Raw genomic sequence first — 22,834 nt, 5'->3', positions numbered from 1 at the left:
ATTTCCCAAACTCATATAAGAATAACACTATGAAAAATCGACAAGCAGAACAGCGTTTTGCGCTGCGCCGTGTGGCAACCGGCACCCTGATCATGGCCATGTTTTCCGCACAGGCCATCGCCGCTGATGCTTTCAGCCCGGACTCTGAATGGATGTTTGGTGACTGGGGGGGTTACCGAACGCAGTTGCAGGACGACGGCATCAAGTTTGACGTCAACTACACCATGGAGAGTGCCGCTAATCTGGGCGGCGGCGCAAATACCAACACCACCATGCGCTACAGCGATCAGTGGACGTTCGGCACCAATTTCGATTTGCAGAAGCTGCTGGACTGGCAGGATGCTGAATTCCAGATGACCGTGACTAACCGTGACGGCCAGAATCTTTCCGATCAGGTCGCCGATCAACGCACCGGTATGCTCTCCTCGGTGCAGGAAGTTTATGGTCGCGGTCAGACCTGGCGTCTGACGCAGTTCTGGTTGCGCAAAGGCCTGTTTAACGATGTGGTCGATATCAAAGCCGGACGGGTAACGGTGGGTGAAGATTTTGACAACTTCGATGGCAATCTGTTCCAGAACCTGGCGCTGGGCAGCGGACAGGCGGGTAACTGGCGTGGCGATCGCTGGTTCAACTGGCCGGTGTCGCAGTGGGGCGGCCGGGTTAAGTTTAATATCACGCCGGATGTCTTCTTCCAGGTCGGTTTCTATAATCAGAACCGCGCTAACTACGATCGCGGCGATGGCTTCCGTCTGGATACCAGCAACTCCGAGGGCAATCTGGTACCGGTGGAACTGGGCTGGAAACCGACGTTCGGGCCGGAGAAATTACCGGGTAACTATCGCATCGGTTATTACTATTCGTCAGTGGATGGCGATGTCTATGGCAGCTGGCGCAACGGCGGCTATCAGGATCAGGCGCACTCCTACGGCGGCTATCTGTTATTGCAGCAACAGCTGACCGCGCAGGATGGCGATGTGAACCGTGGTCTGGGCGTGCGTGTTCAGGCGGTGATGAACGATCATAAGACCTCGAAGACCGATAACTATCAGTCTATCGCCTTTACCTGGACAGGGCCGTTCGATGCCCGTCCGCAGGATGAGATTGGTGTGGGCGCGTCGCGTATCCACGTGAACAGCGACTATACCCGCTCACTGCGTCAGCAGAATCAGGCCAATGGCGAGAGCCGCTTTGACAGCCCGACTTATCTGCCGATTCAGGAAGGTTCAGAGTACAACTATGAGGTTTACTACAACGCCAAAGTGACGAACTGGATGTCACTGCGACCTAACCTGCAGTATGTGGTGGCGCCGGGCGCGGTGAGCGAAGTGAAGGATGCGTTTATCGGCGGTATCAGCGCCAATATTGCCTTCTGATAGCGGGCTAAAAACGGCATCCTTAAAACCATTGCGGGGAGATCGTGCACAGGCTCAGGGAGTATACGCCTTCCGCAAAGACGCAAAAGACGCCATCCCTGGCAGGCTCAGCGCGGGCCATCCGTGGCCCGCGATGCTTTGCTACAGGCGTATGCTCCCATCGCTTTAAGATTCTGAGCTGTCTTTACGGAAAAGCGAGGAGCCTTTTTTACATCGATGCGCCGCATTAGCGGAACATCACTTCCGCCCAGCGGGCCAGGCCTGCGGTGACGGAGGCGAAATCATCGCCGCCCGCAATCGGCGTATCCGGCAGCGTCTGCTGCAGCGCTGCGCGCAGCAGTGGCGAACGCGCACTGCCGCCGGTCAGATAGATCACATCAGGCTTGATCTGGCTGGTGGCCAGCGCGAGCTGCACCTGTTCCTGGATTTTCTCCAGCGGCTGACTGATGGCGTCCTGCAGCTGACCCACCCCAATCTCTGTCTCTAATGCCGCGGCAATGAAGTCGAGGGAGGCGGTATGCGCCGGGCTGGCTGACAGCGCAATTTTGCTCTCTTCTGCCGCGCGCACCAGCCGGTAACTGAGCTTCTGCTGCCACACTTTCAGCAGGCGAGCCACGACGTCACCCTGTTCAGCATCCCGCACCAGATCCCGCAGCCACTTACCGCAGGCCGGACTGTAAAAGTCACTCTGCGCCGGAACATCATTGATGGCGATGGCGTTCCACCACGGCAGGGCAGGCAACGCGGTGCCTTTCAGGGTGTTACCGCCCAGGCCCAGCAATGGCATCAGGGTCTTAAACGTCAGCATAATATCCAGGTCGTTCCCGCCAACGCGGCAACCGCTGTGACCCAGCAGGCTTTCACGGCGGTCCGCCTTATCACGCCATTTTGGTCCCATCAGCAACATCGAGCAGTCGGTCGTACCGCCGCCGATATCCACCACCAGAACCGTCGTTTCCTGCTTCAGCGTCGCTTCGAAATCGAGTCCGGCGGCGACCGGTTCAAACTGAAACTCCACGTCACGGAAACCGGCGCGGTGAGCGGCGCGCAGCAGAATGCCTTCTGCCTGCTGGTTAGACTCTTCGCTGCCTAAGCCCTGAAAGTTGACCGGCCGCCCGATCACTGCCTGATCGATGGCCTGATCAAGCTGGCTTTCACCCTGCTGACGGATGTGCAGCATCATGGCGCAGACCAGATCTTCAAACAGGGCGATCTGCTGCGGCTTCAGGCCGCTGGCACCGAGGAACGATTTGGGGGATTTAACGAACCAGACATCTTCGGGGTCGACCATGTAATGCTGCAGCGCGGTGAGGCCGAACTGCACGCTGTTGGGCTGGACCTCGATATCCTCTTCGCGGTTATAACGCATGGCACGTTGCAGCAGCGCCGTGGTTTCGCTGTCCGGTGTCGCCACCTGATGATGACGATAAAGCCATTCGCTGATCGACTCGCGGGTCGGCGCACAGATCATTGACGGCAGCAGGCGCTGATCATTTTCCAGCGTTAACAGACGTGGCGTGCCATTTTCGCTGACTGCAATAGAGCAGTTAGCCGTGCCGTAATCGAATCCTATGAACATTTTCGCCCCCATGCCGGAAAAAAGGGGGCGACTTTAGCGCAGCTTCAGCAGGGTGGCAAGCAGGCAGCGCGGGAATTAACGGATAGCGAAGATGCGATCTTCAGCCAGAGAACGCAACGGCTGACGCTCGGCCACGGCACTGCCCCAGACGCCATCCACATCAAGGGTCGCCAGCGTGCTGAGTACTGCGGGTACTGAAATCGGACCGGCCAGCACCGAGATATTGCGCTGCGTTGCCTGGCCCTGAATGATGGTCAGCAGCATCTCATCCATCAGATTATTATGAACGTTAGCAACCAGTTCAGGGGCCAGCACCAGATAATCAACCACTTCGTCACTCAGCAGATTGAAGGCATCCAGGTTACGGCCAAAATGCTGCAACACGACACGACAGCCACACTGCCGCAGTTGCATTAGCGCGGCATAGAGCTGATCGCCTTTGCTCAGCACGCTGGCGGCAGGGAAAGCGAAACCACAGCGGCTGTCAGAGAGTCCCTCGGCAACAAAGCGCTGACAGAGTTGCTGCACGAAGACGGCATCGTTCAGTACCTGTGCATTGAATGGCAGGATCACCGGAATGCCTTTGTTATTCAGCCTCTGCACATCGTGACGGAAAAAAGCATCCAGAATATTATTATCCAGCCGGCGACGCAGCGAATCGTCAGGCAGGTTATTGCGCAGCAGGGTTTCATCCACCAGCAGCCCGTCAGCCGTTAACAGCTGCACCTCAAGCAGCCAGATAAAGGCCGCCTGCGGTGTTTTAGGCGGCGCAACGGCCCAGGCCGGCAGTTCGATCTGCAGCGCATCAATCATTACTGCATCCATGCCCTGATGATTACCCGGCAGCGGTAAACGATGCTGTTCGTAGATGACCAGTCGTCCGCGCCCGCTGCGTTTGGCGTTGTAACAGGCGATATCCGCCTGCGAAAGCACGTCGCCGCTCTGGCAGTTATCCGCTGAAATCTGCGTGACGCCCGCGCTGGCACCCACATGATAAAGGCGGCCCAGCCACTGGAACCGGTAATCATTGACCGCGGCGACGATGCGCTGCACCACGTCATGCGCCTGAGCGACTTCGCAATCGGGCATCAGCAGCGCAAACTCGTCGCCGCCCAGCCGGGCCAGGAAATCGCTGCTGCGCAGGTGGTGCTGCATTAAATCGGAGAGCTCACGCAGTAACGCATCGCCTGCGGCATGTCCGGCGCTGTCATTCACCGCTTTAAACTTATCCAGGTCGATAAACACCAGCACATGCTGATGCTGATGTTCAGCCGCATCAAACAGCAGACGTTTAAGCTGAAGCTCGAAACTGGCACGGTTCGGCAGGCGGGTCAGGGTGTCATGCAGCGCGCTATAGCTCAGCCGCTTCATCAGTTTGCGCGACTCACTCACATCCTGAATAACCATTACGGCACCCTGTTCCAGGCCCGCCTCGGAGCGCAGCGGTGTGATGCTGTAGTGAATATCGATATGGCCGCCATCGGGCGTATGCAGCACCAGATCGTCCGCCAGACCGGGGGTGATTTTTTCCGCCGGTAGCTGGCATAACAGCAGATTCTCGACTTCGGGGCCGTTACGCCCCTGAGTGATATGCAGTAGTTCACTCAGCGGCTGACCGGCTGCCTGCTCCTGCGACAGGCCACTCATTTTCTCTGCTACCGGGTTCATAAAGGTGACGCGCATCTCTTTATCGGTGCTGATCACCGCTTCGCCGATGGAATCCAGGGTGATCGCCATGCGCTCTTTCTCCTGAAACAGCGCCTCATTAAGATTGCGCAGCGGCGTGATGTCCTGGCAGATGCCCAGCATGCGCTCAATGCGCCCCTCTTTGCTCAGTTGCCGGTTAGCCTGCGTGCGCACCCAGCGCTGTCCCTGGGCATCGACCACGCGGTACTCCATATGAAAAGCGCTGCGCAGCTCAATCGCCTGCTGCACCGTCAGCGCGGCGTACTCGCGATCGGCGGGATGGAGCAGATGGACCCAGAGGTCATAGCTGGGCGACTCATGCGGCGCAAGGCCAAACAGGGCGTACATGCGCTTGTCCCATAACATCTCGCCGGTCAGCAGGTTCCACTCCCATACGCCGATGCCGCCCGCCTCGTTGGCCAGCGTAATACGCTCCATCAGCCGGCGGTTCACCTGCTCACTCTGCTTCAGCTCTGAGATATCGATAATCTGCGCAATAAAGTAGAGCGGGGCATAGCTACTGTCGCGCACCAGCGAGACCGTCAGCCGCGCCCAGACAATTTCGCCATCTTTACGGAAATAGCGCTTCTCAAAAGTGTAGGTATCGATCTCACCCTCCAGCAACCGGGTCGCATGTTCCAGGTCGAGGCTGAGATCGTCGGGATGGGTAATCTGCTGAAAGGTCAGACGCTTCAGCTCTTCTGCCGGATAGCCCAGAATCTGACAGAGAGATCGATTCACCTGCAGCCAGTTGCCCTGTGGCGCGACGAGTGCCATACCGATGGCGGAATACTCCATGGCGTGACGAAAGCGGGTTTCGCTGTCGGTAATGTGAAGTTTTTCGCGCCGGAACGCGTCCATCACCAGCGACATAATGTGACTGGGGATTAACACCAGCAGAAACGGCAGCCAGCTGGAGACCGGGCCGAGGGCGCTGTTGTTATTGACCACGTTGACCAGATCAAAAGCCAGCAGCATCGAGATAAAACTGGCGTTCAGGAAGAACAGGACAAACGCCTGCAGCTTGGGCAGGCGAACCGCGCACCAGAACAGGATCACCACAATAAAGGTAAAGGGCCACGGCAGGAAACGCAGTGCCAGATAACTGGCACCGAGGGTAAGCACCAGCGTCAGCAGGGATTCGGCCAGCCGCAGATCGCTGAACTGCGCGCGCCGCAGCGGCCAGGGCAGCAGCAGCAGCATCGGGCCTAAAACCAGCATCCCGATGATCTCGGAGATGACCCAGGTATAGAAGAAGGGAAACGAGGCATGGCCGCTGACCTGCAGCGTCCAGATCGCCAGCACGCCGCCGAGCAGCGGGGTCATGATGCCGACTGACACCACCATCCTTGCCCAGTCATTCAGCGAATTCAGCGGCGCGCGCCGATCCAGCAGGGCGCGCAGCAGCATACCACCCACGCCGGCCTGAATAAGATTAAGCAGCGCAAATTTAATATTTGAGAGGGCAGGTCCGATGATGATGGCATTCGCCCCCGCGGTGCCCAGCACACAGGCAGTCAGCAGCAGCGGCAGCTGTCTTGACGGGCAGCGGAAAACCACGACGGTCATTAAGGTGGTCGGGAACCAGAGCGGGGAAATCTTCCCACTGACAACGATCAGTTCAAGACAGAACATCGTCAGGACAAACACCACGCAGCCAAGCACCAGGGCCGAGAGCCAGCGGTTTGGCGGGTTATTTTGCGGGGACAGGATCTCTATCGTCATGCGGACTTCCGGCAGGGTGCAGGGCTCCGCAACGGCGAATCAGGCACCAGTCATTCTCTGACTGCATGCTAGCACATTCGGCAAAGAAAAAAGGGGTGAAATCAATATTGCCCGTTATTCGGCGAATTGACGGGCAGGGTAAAATTGATTGCCAGCGTGTTGATTACTGGCGGAAAAGATCGGCGCGGGTATAAGGTTTCTCCAGGCCCGCGAGGCTGGCAGAGAAGCGCTCCAGAAACTGCTGCGTTGTTGCGACGCGACCGTGACTCATCAATACAAACGGCACTAACAGCGCGGCACCTACCTGCGGCCAGCTGAAGCCTTTTAATGAGGTGCGGCGCTGCGAAATGAGAAACGCGGTGCTCAGCGTAAAGCCCAGCAGCAGACCGGTAGCGACCTCACTTTTAGAGTGAGCGTGGATCATCAGGCGTGAGAAACCGACCATCAGCGGGATCAGATAACCGACGCCAATCGCCGCGATACGCCATACGGCTTCCCAGCGCCCGGAAATCAGCCATAACATGACCGGCCATAGCGTCGCGGACATGGCACTGTGACCGCTGAAACCGGTGAAATTAAACCGGGCGCTGCCAATACCAAATCCCAGAAACAGAATTTTCGAGAGGCTGACGGCCAGGCCAGCCAGGCCAAAAGCCACAATCCAGTAAAAGACCGTAAGACGATTGTCACTCTTCCACGGCAAAATCAGCGCAATAATCACCGCTGTCGGAATCAACAGCATGCTGTCGCCAAAATAGGTCAAAGTCTTCCAGTGCATACCACTCCTGATGCATCATTCGGTCGAAACGTTTGCAGCGCGCGTCGTCAGAACAGCGCGCCGCGCAGGCCATTTTATTTATAGTATGGTGTGACGTTAGTTTATCGGTGAAATGAGTGGCGTCCAAAGGAGAAAGTCTGAAAAGTCGCCGACGCCATTTTTGTGGCATCAAAAGGCCGAAATCCCTATACTTAACGAGAACACACCCTCTCCATTTCGGCCCGTCCGCTGCCCGCGTAATGTGTGACCAGTGGCAGGCTCCAGTTATCAGGTCCTAAAATAGTATGACTGACAAGTCTCATCAGTGCGTGATTGTAGGCATTGCCGGCGCTTCCGCATCCGGTAAAAGTTTAATTGCCAGCACGCTCTATCGTGAAATCCGTGATCAGGTAGGTGACGAGCACATCGGGGTGATCCCGGAAGATGCTTATTACAAAGATCAAAGTCACCTCACCATGGAAGAGAGGGTTAAAACCAATTATGACCATCCGAGTGCGATGGATCATGATTTGCTGTTGCAGCATCTGCAGGCGGTGAAAACCGGACAGGATATTGAGCTGCCGGTTTATAGCTATGTTGAACACACCCGCACCCAGCAGACGCATCACCTGAAGGCCAAAAAGGTCATTATTCTTGAAGGCATTCTGCTGTTGACTGACGCCCGTCTGCGCCAGGAACTCAACTTCTCTATCTTCGTGGACACGCCGCTCGACATCTGTCTGATGCGCCGCATGAAACGTGACGTCAACGAGCGTGGCCGTTCAATGGATTCGGTAATGAGTCAGTATCAGAAGACCGTGCGTCCGATGTTCCTGCAGTTTATCGAGCCATCAAAACAGTACGCCGATATTATTGTGCCGCGCGGCGGAAAAAACCGTATCGCCATCGATATCCTCAAGGCGAAAATCAACCAGTTTTTTGAATAACGCACGTCCGTCCGGACGTGGTGCAGACCGGCGGCAGGCTCGCATGCCGGTTTGCTACACTTATGTCATGGAGTTACCGCAATGAGATTATGCGATCGCGATATCGAGGCCTGGCTGGACACTGGCAAACTGGCCATTGAGCCACGTCCGCCGGTCGAGCGCATTAATGGTGCCACTGTCGATGTGCGTCTGGGTAATCAGTTCCGTACTTTCAGCGGTCATACCGCGGCTTTTATCGACCTGAGCGGCCCGAAACAGGAAGTGAGTGCGGCACTGGACCGGGTGATGAGCGATGAGATCGTGCTGCCGGATGGCGAAGCCTTTTTCCTCCATCCGGGTGAACTGGCGCTGGCGGTGACGCTGGAGTCTGTAACACTGCCTGACGATCTGGTGGGCTGGCTGGATGGCCGCTCCTCGCTGGCGCGCCTCGGGCTGATGGTTCACGTGACGGCTCACCGCATTGATCCAGGCTGGCAGGGTCGTATCGTGCTGGAATTCTACAATTCAGGTAAACTGCCGCTGGCGCTGCGTCCCGGCATGTTAATTGGCGCGCTAAGTTTTGAACCGCTTTCAGGTCCGGCTGCACGTCCCTACAACCGGCGTGAAGATGCAAAATATCGCGGTCAGCAGGGCGCTGATGCCAGCCGTATCGATAAAGACTGATTTGAGGATGTAATGAAAAGAGTGATAACCACGCTGGCCATCCTGTTAGTGGTGGTCGTAACGGGAATGAGCGCGCTGGTGCTGCTGGTCAATCCCAACGACTTTCGTGCCTATATGGTGCAACAGGTCGAACAACGCAGTGGTTATCGCCTTGAAGTCAGCAGCGATCTGCGCTGGCACGTCTGGCCACAGCTCAGTATCCTGGCAGGGCGGATGAGTCTCACCGCGCCGGGTGCCAGCCAGCCGCTGGTCTCGGCAGAAAACATGCGGCTTGATGTCGATCTCTGGCCACTCTTATCCCACCAGCTCAGCGTCAGTCAGGTGCTGCTGAAAAATGCGATCGTGCGGGTCACGCCGGAGAGCAGCGCGCAGCGTGCTAAAAATGCGCCCCAGGGTCCGCGCGATGCGGAGCCAGCCCCGGCGTCCAGCGGCTGGTCATTTGATATTGCAAAGCTGCGGGTAGCCGACAGTCTGCTTATCTGGCAGCAGCCGGGCGGTGACGAATATAATTTCCGCGACCTCAACATCAATATGGATCAGGACGCGAACAAGCTGGCGACCCTGTCGCTGAGCACCAGCCTGATGCGCAATCAGCGCAACGCGACTCTGAATCTCAAAGGCCAGCTCGATGCCGCGCAATATCCCCATCGTCTCAGTGGCCAGCTGCAGCAGCTTGATTACACGCTTTCCGGTGCAGATATCCCGGTTCAGGGAATTAAAGGCTCACTGAGCCTGCAGGGTGAATGGAATGGCGACCGCCAGCAGTTCTCGTTCAGCAATCTGCAGCTCACCGCCAACGACAGTACGCTGACCGGGCAGGGCAGCGGCCAGGTTACTCCGCCACAGCAGCTGGCGCTGGATCTGAAAGCCAGCACGCTGAATCTGGATAATTTACTCACCAGCACGCCGGTCTCTGAAACGCCTGGCGTGCAGCATGCCACTGTGGCCCGTTCGCCGGTGATTGCGGCCCCACGGGAGCGCAGCAACGCCGACTCTCCGCTCAATGAACTGAACCTGGCGCTGAAATTACAGGCGGATAGTGTGGTATGGCGCGGCCTCTCCCTGACCAGCCTTGCGGTAAACGCCAGCAATCAGCAGGGGCTGATGACGCTGAACACGCTCAGCGGCAAACTGGGCAATGGCAGCTTTTCGGTTCCCGGCAGCATCGATATTCGTCAGCCGGAAACACAGGTCAGCCTGAAACCCCAACTCCGGTTGATTGCCATTCAGCCACTGCTTAAAGCGTTTGAACTGCCGGAAAGCCTGCAGGGAAATCTGAGTCTCGACGGCGAGCTGTCGGGCAATACGCTGACGGTTGAGGCGGCGAAGCGCAGCTGGCAGGGCAGGGCAACGATCAGCGCCAGCAACCTGAAGCTGGCACAGCTTAATCTGCAGCAGATGGTGCAGCGTGCCGTGGCTCGGGTCAGCGATAAAGTCAGCAACCAGGACGCCGTCGATGAAGGCATTGAGTCGATCAGTGGTCAGGTCGCGCTGAATAAAGGTGTACTCAGCTTCAGCGATATTAATGGCAATGGTCAGAATCTGGGCCTGCAGGGCGAGGGAAAAGTCGACATGGTGCAGCAACAGCTGGACGTCACGCTGGGACTGAAAATCAGCGGCTGGCGTGGCGACGATGCGCTGGTGAAGACGCTCTCCAGTCAGCCGGTTCCGCTGCGTATGTATGGTGACTGGAACAGCCTGCAATATTCCCTGCCGGTGGATGCCGTGCTGCGTGACCGTCTTCAGAGTGAAGCGAAGTCACGGCTTAATCAGTGGATCGATCGTCAGAAAGAGGGCGAGAATAAAGAGAACCTGAAGAAAATCATGCGCCCGTAGCGGGCGCATGCTGTCAAACAGGGTGACTGATTAAACCTCGTAATCGCTATCAGGCTGCAGCAGAATTTCGACTTTCTGAACCCGATGATTTTCCACCTGCAGGGTTCTCAGCCGGTAATCACCCAGCTGCAACACTTCCCCTTCCTGAGGGATATGCTGCAGCTTATCCATCAGTAAACCTGCCAGCGTATGATAGTCACGCTGCTCGTCCAGCGGCAGTTTCACATAGAGCGCCAGATCTTCCAGTGGCATATGACCGTTGGCAATCCAGTGCCCCTCTCCCTGAATCTGAATATCGTAGCGGGCATCAATCTCTCCCGCCTCATTCGGCAGATTGCCCGCAATGGTCTCCATCACATCGCTCAGGGTTACCACGCCCTCTACTGAACCAAACTCATCCACCACAAAAGCAAAGTGAGTATGGGCCTGCCGGAACTGTTCCAGCGCCTGCAGCAGCGTCAGACGTTCAGGAAAGACCAGCGGCTGCCGAATCAGGGCGCGCAGATCGAGCGAATTATGGTGCAGCGACTGGTGCAGCAGATCGATAACGTGTACCACGCCCAGCGGTTCGCTGGAGTTGTCCGTTATCAGGATGCGCGTGTGCTGATTGCGGTCGAGGCGTGACATGATCTCTGCCGGATCGTCACTGAGGTCGATATGGTCGACGTCATGGCGCGAGGTCATGATGCTGTTGACGTGGCGCTGGCCCATGCCCAGCACCCGGGCAATCATCACCCGTTCCTGACGGTTGAACAGCATGCTGGCGTCGCTGTCAGCAATCAGGGAAGAAGTTTTCGCATCCAGTTCCGCCGGTTCCGCTGCACCCCGCAGCATCCGTAACACCGCTTCCGCCGTGCGCTGGCGCAGCGGGCGACCCGCTGACAGCACACGCCGACGGTTGAAGTGGGCCAGCTGGTTCAGTGCCTCAATGATGACCGAGAAGCCGATAGCCGCGTAGAGATAGCCTTTAGGAATGACAAAGCCAAAGCCCTCCGCCACCAGGCTGAAGCCAATCATCAGCAGGAAGCTTAAACAGAGGATGACAATCGTAGGGTGGTTATTCACAAAGCGGGTCAGCGGCTTGCTGGCAAGCAGCATCAGCAGAATGGCGATGGTGACCGCAATCATCATGACCCGCAATTCATTCACCATGCCGACGGCGGTAATCACCGCATCCAGCGAGAAGATGGCATCCAGCACCACGATTTGCGCCACCACCGGCCAGAATTTAGCGCCGCCTTTTTGTTGACCGGCATCTTCATCATGACCTTCAAGGCGCGCATTCAACTCTGTTGTGGCTTTAAATAGCAGGAAAATCCCGCCTGACAGCAGCAGTAAGTCGCGCGCACTGAAGGGGTGGCCCCCCAGCGTAACCCAGGGTTCTTTGAGCGTAACCAGCCAGGAAAGCGAAGCCAGCAGCAATAAGCGGCACACTAACGCCAGCAGCAGTCCTATGACGCGCGCGCGGTCGCGAAGGGGGCCGGGAAGCTTCTCAACCAGGATGGCGATGAAGATCAGATTGTCGATGCCTAAAACCAGTTCCAGAACGATTAGCGTTACTAATCCCGCCCATAGCGAGGGATCTGCAATTACCTCCAGCATGCCTTGTTCACCTGAATGTCTTAAATTGGGTTTTCTCTGATGATAGTGGAGTGCGAAGCCGCGTACAAATGGCAGGGCAGGGGGGTGGTAACCGGCACAACCCGATATATTGTGCAAAATCTGAACATAACAGTGTGACGCTTTGATTAAATTTGCAGGGTTCAGGGGAGACTATTCTGAGTCATTTTGTCACGGGAAAGCGATATTCACCTGCCGGGCTTATGCGATTTATCTCATCGCGAGTATGGCATTAATCCGAATTGTACAGAAAGGATTGCACTGCCTGTCAGGCATCAATACTAATTGCTGGTAGTCTTTTTCCTAAAATAGTCCAGGGATGGCGGGACCTGCTTGTAAACAAGCCAGTAATAACTAGTATAGCAACAAGTTAGCAAACTCTGCCCCAGAGTCGTAATTTGCGTACCGATTCTACATTAATCGCAATGTAAGGAATCAGTAATTCATCTATGAACACTTGTGTGATGCGTTACGGTTACCTGTTACGGGGAGCAATATGAATGATGACAGCGATATTGGCAGCGACAGCCAAGGGCGGTAGCGTGCCCGAATCGCGTTTTTCGTTGATTTAATGAGCAATGCTGGCGGTGATTAAAGTCAGAGTAATCTGTTGGTATTCATCACAATATTATTGGTGTCATGGTTAAGATCACTGGCGTAAACGCCGCAGGAGCTCCCCTTAGAAACGGCTCAGTCTGGAAAGGTTTCATCGCTTAACGATTAAACGGGCGATAGCCGTTGCGGGTTTAAGGAAATAAAATAAAGAGTTAAATATGCGCGATACAGAATTTACGTTTAAAAGTCTTATTACCAAATTAATGCTGGCATGTTCAGATTTAATTTGTTTCAACGCAGCGTTATTTGTGGCGATGATGCTAATTAATGTTCAGTCAGGTTCGCCGCTGGCAGATATTTCTGAAAAAGAAATGAATTTAAAAATTGCCACACACATTTGTCTGTCGGTAATTTGTATTGGCTGGTTCTGGGTAAGGCTGCGTCACTACACATACCGCAAACCTTTCTGGTTCGAATTAAAAGAAGTTTTTCGTACCATTCTTATATTTTCTGTTATCGACCTGTCGATTACCGCACTGTCGCAGTGGCAGATGTCGCGTTTCGTCTGGTTACTGACCTGGGTACTGGCGCTGATTTTAATTCCGACCTGTCGCGCGCTGGCTAAACGTCTGCTGAATAAAAATGGCTTGTGGAAAAAACAGACCATTATTATCGGCAGCAGCAAAAATGCGCACGAAGCCTGGCAGGCGCTGCAAAGCGAAGAGGTTATGGGTTTTGACGTCATCGCCTTCTATGACGTTGACGGAACCTGTCCGCAGGAGATCATGAACGGTGTTCCGGTTCTGCGCGACGAGCAGGAGCTCTGGAGCCTGACTAACAGCGAAACCCAGTTTATCGTGGCAGTAGAATATGAGCAGAGTCAGTATCGTGATGTGTGGCTGAAATCGCTGGCGATGCACAACTGCCGTTCAGTCTCTGTCATCCCGACGCTGCGTGGTGTACCGCTTTACGGTACTGATATGGCCTATATCTTCAGCCACGAAGTGATGATCCTGCGGGTTCAGAATAACCTGGCAAAACGCACCTCGCGTTTCCTGAAGCGAGCCTTTGATATCGTCGGTGCACTCTCGATTATTCTGATGCTGATGCCGGCGCTGCTGGTCCTGGGCTTCCTGGTTGGCCGTGATGGCGGACCACCGATTTATGGTCACGAACGTGTCGGCATGAATGGCCGTAAATTCAAATGTCTGAAATTCCGTTCGATGGTGATTAATTCAAAAGAAGTGCTGGAAGAAGTGCTTCGTACCGATCCGATTGCGCGAGCGGAATGGGATAAAGATTTCAAACTCAAAAATGATCCACGTATTACTAAAGTGGGCCACTTCATCCGTAAAACAAGCCTCGATGAGTTACCTCAGCTCTGGAACGTGGTGCGCGGTGATATGAGTCTGGTCGGGCCTCGTCCGGTCATTGAAGATGAACTCTGTCGTTATGCTGGTGATGTTGATTATTACCTGATGGCTAAACCAGGCATGACGGGATTGTGGCAGGTCAGCGGTCGTAATGATGTTGACTATGAAACCCGCGTCTATTTCGACTCGTGGTACGTGAAAAACTGGTCACTGTGGAATGACATCGCGATTCTGTTTAAAACAGTGGGCGTGGTGTTGAAACGCGACGGTGCCTATTAATCGTGAGTCGGAATGAGCGTGCTCACGCGCGCTCCGAGGTGTTGTGCCGTTGTCAGGCGTGTCGTTAATAGCGGCCATCATCAGGGATATCGCCGTGCATCTATAGTCCGCTATGATGCAAGGCGTTTCGGGTACACCCTGGTTGATGGCCACTACTTATAACAAGTGGAGCAAGGATAATGAACGACAGGTTCAGAGCTTAAGGCTTAAGTCAGCCAGGATTTACTTTTTGTTGGACGCTTACACAGCGGCGGTTTCGCCTCTATCAATAAATAACTGATAGCGAAGATCTAAATGATTACAATCAAAATGAAATTGATACCTTTGCTGGTATCCGCCACATTCCTTGTCGGGTGTACAGTCGAACCCGGTTCTCGTCTTTCTACATCAGGAAAAGATGTTATTGAGCAACAGGATAGCAACTTTGACATCGATAAATATGTCAACGTCTTCCCGTTAACGCCTTCACTGGTTGAGAAAATGCGTCCTAAGCCTCTGGTGGCTCAGGCGAACCCTTCACTGCAGAACGAAATTCAGAACTACGAATACCGTATCGGTGTGGGCGATGTCCTGACCGTGACGGTCTGGGATCACCCGGAACTGACGACCCCTGCGGGTCAGTACCGTAGCGCCAGCGACACCGGTAACTGGGTGCATTCTGACGGCACTATCTTCTATCCCTACATTGGCCGTGTGCGTGTAGCGGGCCGTACTGTTGGCGAAGTGCGTAACGAAGTGGCACGCCGCCTGGCACAGTACATTGAAAGCCCACAGGTTGATGTGAGCATCGCCTCGTTCAAATCACAGAAAACCTATGTCACCGGTTCGGTAACGACCTCAGGTCAGCAGCCAATCACTAACGTGCCATTGACGATTCTGGACGCAATTAACGCCGCTGGCGGCCTGGCCGCTGATGCTGACTGGCGTAACGTCGTGCTGACGCACAACGGTCGTGAACAGCGCGTCTCGCTACAGGCACTGATGCAGAATGGCGACCTGAGCCAGAACCACCTCCTCTATCCGGGCGATATCCTTTACGTTCCGCGTAACGATGATCTGAAAATCTTCGTGATGGGTGAAGTGAAGCAGCAGGCGACCCTGAAAATGGACCGTAGCGGCATGACGCTGGCGGAAGCGCTGGGCAACGCGGCCGGGATGGATCAAACCACCTCTGACGCCACCGGCGTCTTCGTTATCCGTCCACTGCGCGGCACCGATCGCAATAAGATTGCCAACATCTATCAGTTGAACACCAAAGATGCGGCATCCATGGTGATGGGAACCGAATTCCAGCTTCAGCCATATGACATTGTCTATGTCACTTCAACGCCGCTGACGCGCTGGAACCGTGTGATCTCGCAATTACTGCCAACCATTGCGGGTATCAACGATGTGAGCGAGAGCGCACTGCGTATCCGCAACTGGTCGAACTAAGGTCTGACCATGATTACGTCCGTGTTAGTCGTTTGCGTTGGCAACATCTGCCGCTCTCCGACCGGAGAGCGCCTGTTTAAACGTGCGCTGCCCGATTTAGATGTTCGCTCTGCCGGCCTGGGGGCCCTTGTCGGCCACCCGGCCGACAAAATGGCATCTTCCGTTGCCGAAGCGCAGGGTCTGTCGCTGGAAGGCCATCAGGCACAGCAGTTGACGGCCGAAATGTGCCGCAACACTGACCTGATTCTGGTCATGGAGAAGCGACATATTGAACAGGTGAATCGCATCGACCCCGCCGCACGTGGCAAAACCATGTTGCTTGGGCACTGGCTCAATCAGAAAGAAATTGCGGATCCGTACCGAAAAAGCCGTGAGGCCTTTGAAGAGATTTACGGATTACTGGAAAACGCTACCCAGAAATGGGTCAACGTATTAAGCCGATAGTTGGGATTATCCATGAATATAAAAAATAAGGTCAGAACCGCGCCGGGAGAGGAGTCGAATGGATGGGATCTGGCGCATCTTGTGGGACAGCTAATTGACCATCGCTGGATCATTGTTGCCGTTACTGCTTTTTTCATGCTGGCGGGAACACTCTACACACTGTTTGCGACACCGATTTATAGCGCCGATGCGTTAGTTCAGGTTGAGCAGAAGAATGCCAGCACCGTTCTTAACGAAATCGACAGCATTCTGCCACCGACGCCTGCCTCTGATACGGAAATCGAGATTCTGGAATCCCGTATGGTCATCGGCAAAACCGTTGACGATCTGGGTCTGGATACCGTGGTTGAGCAGAACTACTTCCCGGTTATCGGCAAGGGTCTGTCGCGCCTGATGGGCAACAAACCGGCCAGTATCGCGATTTCGCGTCTGGAAATCCCACGCACTATCGACAAACGTAACGTTGAACTGGAAGTGACCGGTCCGGATAGCTACACCGTCTCGAAAGATGGCGATGAGCTGTTCAAAGGTAAAGTCGGCCAGCTGGAGTCGCACGGCGATATCAGCATGCTGGTGAGCGAGATTCACGCCGATGAAGGCACCAGCTTCACCGTGACCAAGCTGAATGACCTGCAGGCGATCCGTTCTGTGCTCTCTAACCTGACCGTGGCAGACAAAGGTAAAGATACCGGCGTGCTGGGTCTGGAATATCTGGGTGAAGATCCGGAGCAGATCAGCAAAGTGCTGAACCAGATCGTGAACAACTATCTGTTACAGAACGTTGAACGCAAGTCAGAGCAGGCCGAGAAAAGCCTGGAGTTCTTACGCACTCAGCTGCCTGCCGTTCGCAGCAAGCTGGATGAAGCGGAAAACAAGCTGAACACCTTCCGTCGTCAGAACGAATCTGTTGACCTGTCACTGGAAGCGAAATCTGCCCTGGACTCCTCTGTCAGCGTGCAGAGTCAGCTGAACGAACTGACCTTCCGTGAAGCAGAAGTCTCTCAGCTCTTTACCAAAGATCACCCGACTTACCGCGCGCTGCTGGAAAAACGCAAAACGCTGGAAGGTGAGCAGGCTCAGCTGAACAAGAAAATTTCTGGTATGCCACAGACTCAGCAGGAAATCCTGCGTCTGACCCGTGACGTTCAGTCTGGTCAGGAGATCTACATGCAGCTGCTGAATCGTCAGCAGGAGCTGGGCATCAGTAAAGCCAGCACCGTAGGTGATGTCCGCATCATCGACAACGCGCAGACGGCTAACGCGCCGGTTGCACCGAAGAAGATGCTGATCATTGCCGCAAGCCTGATTCTGGGTCTGTTCGTGTCAGTGGGTCTGGTTCTGCTGAAAGCGCTGCTGCATCACGGCATCGAGAACCCGGATCAGCTGGAAGAGCTGGGTATGAATGTCTATGCCAGCGTTCCCCTGTCTGACTGGCAGCGTAAGAAAGATACCGAAGCACTGGCGCGTCGTGGCAGCAAGGTGAAAACCGATCCGCACGAAACGCTGCTGGCGCTGGGTAATCCGACTGACCTCTCCATCGAAGCGATTCGTAGCCTGCGTACCAGCCTGCACTTCGCCATGATGGAAGCTAAAAACAACATCCTGATGATCACCGGTGCCAGCCCGGGTATTGGTAAAACCTTTATCTGTGCCAACCTGGCCACCCTGATTGCCAAAGCAGGCCAGCGTGTCCTGTTCATCGATGGTGACATGCGTCGTGGTTATACCCACGAACTGCTGGGCGCGGATAACAAATCTGGCCTGTCCAACGTGCTGTCCGGTAAAACCGAATTCAGCCCGGCGCTGATTCAGCAGGGCGTGTACGGTTTCGATTTCCTGCCACGTGGTCAGGTTCCGCCGAACCCGTCTGAGCTGCTGATGCATCGTCGCATGGGTGAGCTGCTGGATTGGGCGAGCAAGAACTACGACCTGGTGTTAATCGATACGCCGCCAATCCTGGCCGTCACCGATGCGTCAATTATCGGTAAGCTGGCCGGCACCTCACTGATGGTGGCGCGTTTCGAAGCCAACACCACCAAAGAAGTGGACGTCAGTTTCAAACGCTTTGCCCAGAACGGTATTGAGATTAAAGGTGTGATCCTCAACGCCGTGGTACGTAAAGCCGCGAATGCCTACGGTTATGGCTATGACTACTACGCCTATGACTACGGTAAGACCAACAAAAGCTGATCATTGAGTAACAACGAGGGGGCGGTCTGACCGCCCCTTTTTATCGTCCCTTTGAATGACGACACGCATCAATTTACACAGGTTATTCTGTCCAAACCCACAAAAGCGATACCTCTATAAATCGCATGGCGAGCGTCACTCAACAGAATTCATGACCAGCATGGCATCGCCTGCACGCATCGCCGCTGTCAGGCTCGCTGAAAAGCCAGCCGGGAAGCGAAGCGTCATTATTGCTGGCATGAGAACTTGTGGAATTAAGGAATCACACCATGGCTCCCTATTGGTATGTATCAGGCTTTTTGCTGCTGCTTTCGCTGTTTGAAATAGCGCTAAAAAAAGACGAACGCACAAATCATATTTTGACCTGGCTGCTCTGTTTTGCTGCCGTTTTGCTGATTATCTTCGGGGGAATACGCGGTCTCGGCACCGGCATGGATGATTTTCAGTACCGGAGCTTCTTTGAGGACTTTGTAAGACGCATTGAAATTAACGGCTTCTTTAAAACCGTTGCGTTTTTCCGTTACGAACCGCTGATTTTTGCGATGGCCTGGCTCACCAGTCTGGTTTCGCACAATGCCAGCATCTTCCTGTTTGTTTTCTGTGCCACGGCTGTTTCCATCAATACCTGGTTTTTCAGGAAGATGTCACCCTATCCGGTGCTGGCACTGGTGCTCTATTCGGCCCACATCTTTATCAACAAAGACATTAACCAGATTCGCTTTGGCCTCAGTTCGGCGCTGTTCCTGGGCGTCCTGTGGTCGATCTATCTCAAGCGCTACTGGTGGGCGTTTACCTTCTTCATTCTGTCGTTCACGAGTCACAACACCGGTGTCATGGTCGTCACGCTGATACCGTTCCTGTTTATTCGTGACTGGCGCTGGTGGCCGGTCATTATCATCGTTGCCAGTCTGCCGCTGTCTGTAGTGGGCGGTTCCAGCTTCATTGCTCTGATTGCCGGTCATCTGGGATCGCTGGGGGAGAGGGCATCGGGCTACAACAATGACCCGTCCTATGCCATGGGTGGCAGCATCCTGGCCGTGTCGAACCTGAAGAACATTATGCTGGTGTTCGTCTTCTTCTACTTCATGCTGACCGACGAGCTGAAGCGCGAAAACTACGCCCAGTATCGCCTTAACTACCTGCTGATTCTGAGCTTTGCTATCGGCGGTGCGATCAGGATCTTCCTGTACAACTTCCCGTCAGGTTCGCGTCTGTCCAACTATCTGCAACAGGTCGAGCCGATCATCCTGACTTCGCTGATTTACCAGGCCAGACGATCGTGGAAGCCCGCGCTTTACGCCATGCTGGTCTTCTTCCTGCTCTATTACCTTTACTACAACACCATTTCGACCAAGCAGGCGGTTACCGGCTATGAAGTGGCGCGTGAGTTTTGGCTGGTCCACTAATTAACCCATCGATCGCCCCTGCGTGAAGAGATTCACGCAGGGGCGATCGACGGTAAGCACACCGATTTTTTGTCGACCCTTGTCGATTGAACGGATTATTTTTGAACTATTTTAATGAGGTGCTGGCAATGAAGGACATTCGTTTCTCCATCGTAATTCCGGCTTATAACGCGTCAGAATCGATTGTCACGACGCTGGATTGCGTTAAAGCACAAACGTATCGTAATTTCGAAGTCATCATCGTGGATGATAAATCTGCGGATGCCGCCGCGCTGGCGGAGGTGGTTCGCAGCGACCGCTACCAGGATCTCGACATCAATCTGGTGCTCTCTGAGGTTAAGCTCAACGGGGCCGGTGCGCGTAACAAAGGCATTGAGCTGGCGACCGGTGACTATGTCAGCTTCCTTGACGCCGATGATGAGTGGGCGGCAGATAAACTGCAGCAGGTGAGTGAAAAAATTACTCAGCTGGAAGCCCAGGGCAAACAGAACTTCGTCATTTTCAGCCAGGTGAACATTTATCAGGACGGCACGTTCCTGAAAGTGATGCCAATGCAGCCACCGGGCAAAAATGAAACCGTCGCCGAGTATCTGTTCGGCTGCTACGGCTTTATCCAGACCAGCACCATTGTGCTGAAGCGCGAAGATGCGGCGAAGATTCAGTTCGATACCCGTTACATCCGTCATCAGGATTATGATTTTTGCATTCGTGCCGACCGCATGGGCTATGACTTTGTGATGATCGCCGCACCGCTGGCGAACTACCACCTGGTCACTAAGTTTGGCTCAAAACATAAAGGCGAATCGGTGAACTACTCGATGTTCTGGCTTGATAGCATGAAGCCGCATCTTACCCCGCGTGATATCCACACCTACAAAGCCTTTAAGCTGCCGCTGCGCTACAAAATGGATGGCAAGTCGCTGATGGCGAGCCTGAGCTTTGCGCGCTACTTCTTCCTCACCAACAAAGACAACCGTGCTTATTTTATGAACCGGGTTAAAGACAAGGTCAAAGCACGTTTCGGCGGTGAGAAAGCACTCTCCTGACGCGCGCCGCGCCTCGTTCTGCTCCTGACGCCAGGAGCACCTCTCTTTTCGTTTAATTCAGGGTTGAAGATGAATACTTCTGTTGGAACCGTTGGCATTGTCATGCCTATGTATAATGCACGTCAGACGGTATTACGCGCTGTGCAATCGGTTATCAATCAGCACTATACCGACTGGCACCTCTATCTGGTCAACGATAAGTCCACGGATGACTCGCTGGAATTTGTGCGTGAGCATTGTCAGGATCCGCGCATTACCATTCTGGATAATGCGGTCAATATGGGCGCAGCAGAGACCCGCAACGTCGGACTGCGCGCGGCGACTGAAGAGATTATCGCTTTTCTCGACAGCGACGATGAATGGCATGCCGATAAGCTGAGCCAGCAGGTTGCGGCCATCGCGGCCGGTGATGATTTTGTGATTACCGAATATCACTATAAAACCCGCAAGGCCGAGCACGACATTACCTACAGCAAACCGTACCTGCAGCAGGAAAACTTTGTGAAGAAGCAGTATCGCGTCTGCTTTTCTTCCGTCTGTTTCCGCCGTCCACCGCAGGGGCTTTTCTTCCAGCGCAAAGGCCACGAAGATTTCCTGTTTTTGTATGAATTATTCACCCGCTATAAGCAGGCACGCGTAATTCAGACGATTCTGGTCAACTATTACGAATTAGGCGATTCCCTTTCACGTAATAAGAACAAAGCTGCCCAGTGGCACCTTGAATTATTAAGAATTATCTATAAAAACAATCCTTTAAAAATCTATTACTATTACGCCTGGTATATGGTGAATGGTGTGCTGTTTACCCTTAAGCATCGTTAAGCCTGTCGGCAGGATTGTCTTTAAAATTTGAGGTGGATAGCGTTTCATGAAAAAAATTGTCCTGGTGATCAAAGATGCTTATTCGTATGCGGGCACCGAGAACATCTGTAACTTTATGTCAGAGTGTCTTGGCGAAACGCATGACGTCACCATCTACTCGCTGGAAGGCAGCGGTAAAACCTTTTATCCGTTTGAGCATGTCAGAGAGATCGTCAGCTTCGAAGGGCAGAGCAACCCGATTAAAAGCGCGGTAGCCCGCATCAACGAAGAGGGTTTCGACACCGTTTTCCTGATCAGCATGGGTCGCCTGAGCGTGATGTTCGCCTTCTGGAATCTGCTGGCCATGAAGAAGAAGCGGGGCAAAGTCTACGCCTGCGAACATATCGCCATTAACTCCTTCAGCAAACCAATCAAGTTCCTCAAGTTTCTGCTGCTGCGCTACTACGACCGCGTGATTGTTCTGACCGAAAAAGATCATCAGGTGTTCAGCCGCTGGCGCATTCCCAGCAAGTCAATCCCCAACCCGGTGGTATACAAAGGCTATCAGCGTCAGACCCGTCATCGTCAGGCGCTGGCGGTGGGCCGTCTGGATAACCAGAAGGGTTTTGATTTGCTGCTGGATATCTGGCGCGACTTCGCCCGCACTCATGCTGACTGGACGCTGGTGATTGCCGGTGACGGCGAACTGCGTCAGCAGCTGCATGATCAGGCGGCCGTGCTGGGCATTACCGACAGCGTGAAGTTTGTCGGCAAGGTCAGCAATATCAATGACTACTATCGCGACAGCGACATGGCGCTGATGACGTCGCGCTATGAGGGCTTGCCACTGGTGCTGCTGGAAGCAAAATCCTGGTCACTGCCGGTGGTGGCGTATGACTGCCCGACCGGGCCACAGGAGATCATCAACCACAGTGAAGATGGGTTCCTGGTGCCGATGAATGACAAAGCCACGTTTCTGGCCCGAATGGAGCAGCTTGCCAGCGATGACGCGCTGTTCTATGCCATGAGCGAAAAAACGAAACAAACCGCGCTGAAATTCGACGGTAACCAGATTAAGCAAAGCTGGCTGTCATTGGTTTAACCGGAGCTGGAAAAGCTC

General features: G+C 54.3%; 16 protein-coding genes. 12 read left to right on the top strand and 4 right to left on the bottom strand.

All coding sequences use genetic code 11. The annotated features are described in order from the left end of the window. The first annotated feature begins 29 nt into the window (after positions 1 to 29). On the top strand, positions 30 to 1,373 hold the full coding sequence (locus AC6I8E_RS12310) for a carbohydrate porin (RefSeq protein ID WP_497824044.1): 1,344 nt from the start codon (positions 30 to 32) through the stop codon (positions 1,371 to 1,373). Positions 1,374 to 1,599: 226 nt separating this feature from the next. Here AC6I8E_RS12310 and yegD read toward each other — a convergent pair whose 3' ends face one another. The 3 genes from yegD to AC6I8E_RS12295 form a co-directional block, all read right to left on the bottom strand. Then, positions 1,600 to 2,952 carry a molecular chaperone gene (gene yegD / locus AC6I8E_RS12305; protein ID WP_201252349.1) on the bottom strand — a complete coding sequence of 451 codons (1,353 nt, stop codon included), beginning with the start codon at positions 2,950 to 2,952 and terminating at the stop codon, positions 1,600 to 1,602. Between the two features lie 75 nt (positions 2,953 to 3,027). Beyond that, positions 3,028 to 6,363 carry a diguanylate cyclase gene (locus AC6I8E_RS12300; RefSeq protein ID WP_095706903.1) on the bottom strand — a complete coding sequence of 1,112 codons (3,336 nt, stop codon included), beginning with the start codon at positions 6,361 to 6,363 and terminating at the stop codon, positions 3,028 to 3,030. Positions 6,364 to 6,526: 163 nt separating this feature from the next. Continuing rightward, positions 6,527 to 7,141, bottom strand: coding sequence for a phosphatase PAP2 family protein (locus tag AC6I8E_RS12295; protein ID WP_497824043.1), 615 nt, complete (start codon positions 7,139 to 7,141; stop codon positions 6,527 to 6,529). 284 nt (positions 7,142 to 7,425) lie between these two features. Between AC6I8E_RS12295 and udk the strand changes: the two genes are divergently transcribed. From udk to asmA, 3 genes are all read left to right on the top strand, one after another. Next, positions 7,426 to 8,067, top strand: a complete 642-nt coding sequence (gene udk / locus AC6I8E_RS12290) for a uridine kinase (RefSeq protein ID WP_497824042.1) — start codon at positions 7,426 to 7,428, stop codon at positions 8,065 to 8,067. A gap of 81 nt (positions 8,068 to 8,148) precedes the next feature. Beyond that, positions 8,149 to 8,730: a dCTP deaminase gene (dcd, locus tag AC6I8E_RS12285; RefSeq protein WP_013358470.1), complete on the top strand. Its 582-nt coding sequence runs from the start codon at positions 8,149 to 8,151 to the stop codon at positions 8,728 to 8,730. A gap of 12 nt (positions 8,731 to 8,742) precedes the next feature. Further along, the gene (gene asmA / locus AC6I8E_RS12280; protein WP_497824041.1) at positions 8,743 to 10,566 is read left to right on the top strand and encodes an outer membrane assembly protein AsmA; all 1,824 of its coding nucleotides are present in this window, start codon (positions 8,743 to 8,745) and stop codon (positions 10,564 to 10,566) included. Between the two features lie 30 nt (positions 10,567 to 10,596). Here asmA and AC6I8E_RS12275 read toward each other — a convergent pair whose 3' ends face one another. Beyond that, complete coding sequence (locus AC6I8E_RS12275; RefSeq protein ID WP_497824040.1) at positions 10,597 to 12,168, bottom strand: TerC family protein; 1,572 nt, start codon at positions 12,166 to 12,168, stop codon at positions 10,597 to 10,599. Positions 12,169 to 12,959: 791 nt separating this feature from the next. Between AC6I8E_RS12275 and wbaP the strand changes: the two genes are divergently transcribed. From wbaP to AC6I8E_RS12235, 8 genes are all read left to right on the top strand, one after another. Next, the gene (wbaP, locus tag AC6I8E_RS12270; RefSeq protein ID WP_033733245.1) at positions 12,960 to 14,393 is read left to right on the top strand and encodes an undecaprenyl-phosphate galactose phosphotransferase WbaP; all 1,434 of its coding nucleotides are present in this window, start codon (positions 12,960 to 12,962) and stop codon (positions 14,391 to 14,393) included. A gap of 294 nt (positions 14,394 to 14,687) precedes the next feature. Continuing rightward, positions 14,688 to 15,827 (top strand): polysaccharide export protein, encoded by a 1,140-nt coding sequence (locus tag AC6I8E_RS12265; RefSeq protein WP_013358466.1) that lies wholly within the window; start codon positions 14,688 to 14,690, stop codon positions 15,825 to 15,827. A 9-nt stretch (positions 15,828 to 15,836) separates the two neighbouring features. Then, positions 15,837 to 16,271 carry an arsenate reductase/protein-tyrosine-phosphatase family protein gene (locus AC6I8E_RS12260; protein ID WP_013358465.1) on the top strand — a complete coding sequence of 145 codons (435 nt, stop codon included), beginning with the start codon at positions 15,837 to 15,839 and terminating at the stop codon, positions 16,269 to 16,271. Between the two features lie 12 nt (positions 16,272 to 16,283). Beyond that, positions 16,284 to 18,461 (top strand): tyrosine-protein kinase Wzc, encoded by a 2,178-nt coding sequence (gene wzc / locus AC6I8E_RS12255; protein WP_013358464.1) that lies wholly within the window; start codon positions 16,284 to 16,286, stop codon positions 18,459 to 18,461. Positions 18,462 to 18,730: 269 nt separating this feature from the next. Beyond that, positions 18,731 to 19,867, top strand: a complete 1,137-nt coding sequence (locus tag AC6I8E_RS12250; RefSeq protein ID WP_013358463.1) for an EpsG family protein — start codon at positions 18,731 to 18,733, stop codon at positions 19,865 to 19,867. 128 nt (positions 19,868 to 19,995) lie between these two features. Beyond that, positions 19,996 to 20,913, top strand: a complete 918-nt coding sequence (locus AC6I8E_RS12245) for a glycosyltransferase family 2 protein (protein ID WP_033784642.1) — start codon at positions 19,996 to 19,998, stop codon at positions 20,911 to 20,913. A 69-nt stretch (positions 20,914 to 20,982) separates the two neighbouring features. After that, positions 20,983 to 21,735: a glycosyltransferase family 2 protein gene (locus AC6I8E_RS12240; protein WP_013358461.1), complete on the top strand. Its 753-nt coding sequence runs from the start codon at positions 20,983 to 20,985 to the stop codon at positions 21,733 to 21,735. Between the two features lie 46 nt (positions 21,736 to 21,781). After that, positions 21,782 to 22,816 carry a glycosyltransferase gene (locus AC6I8E_RS12235; RefSeq protein ID WP_497824039.1) on the top strand — a complete coding sequence of 345 codons (1,035 nt, stop codon included), beginning with the start codon at positions 21,782 to 21,784 and terminating at the stop codon, positions 22,814 to 22,816. Positions 22,817 to 22,834: the final 18 nt, after the last annotated feature.

The organism is Pantoea sp. X-Soil-YNGN-785 (assembly GCF_059730585.1).
Note: the sequence above shows the minus strand (reverse complement) of the source record. Positions and strands in the feature narration are given on the sequence as shown.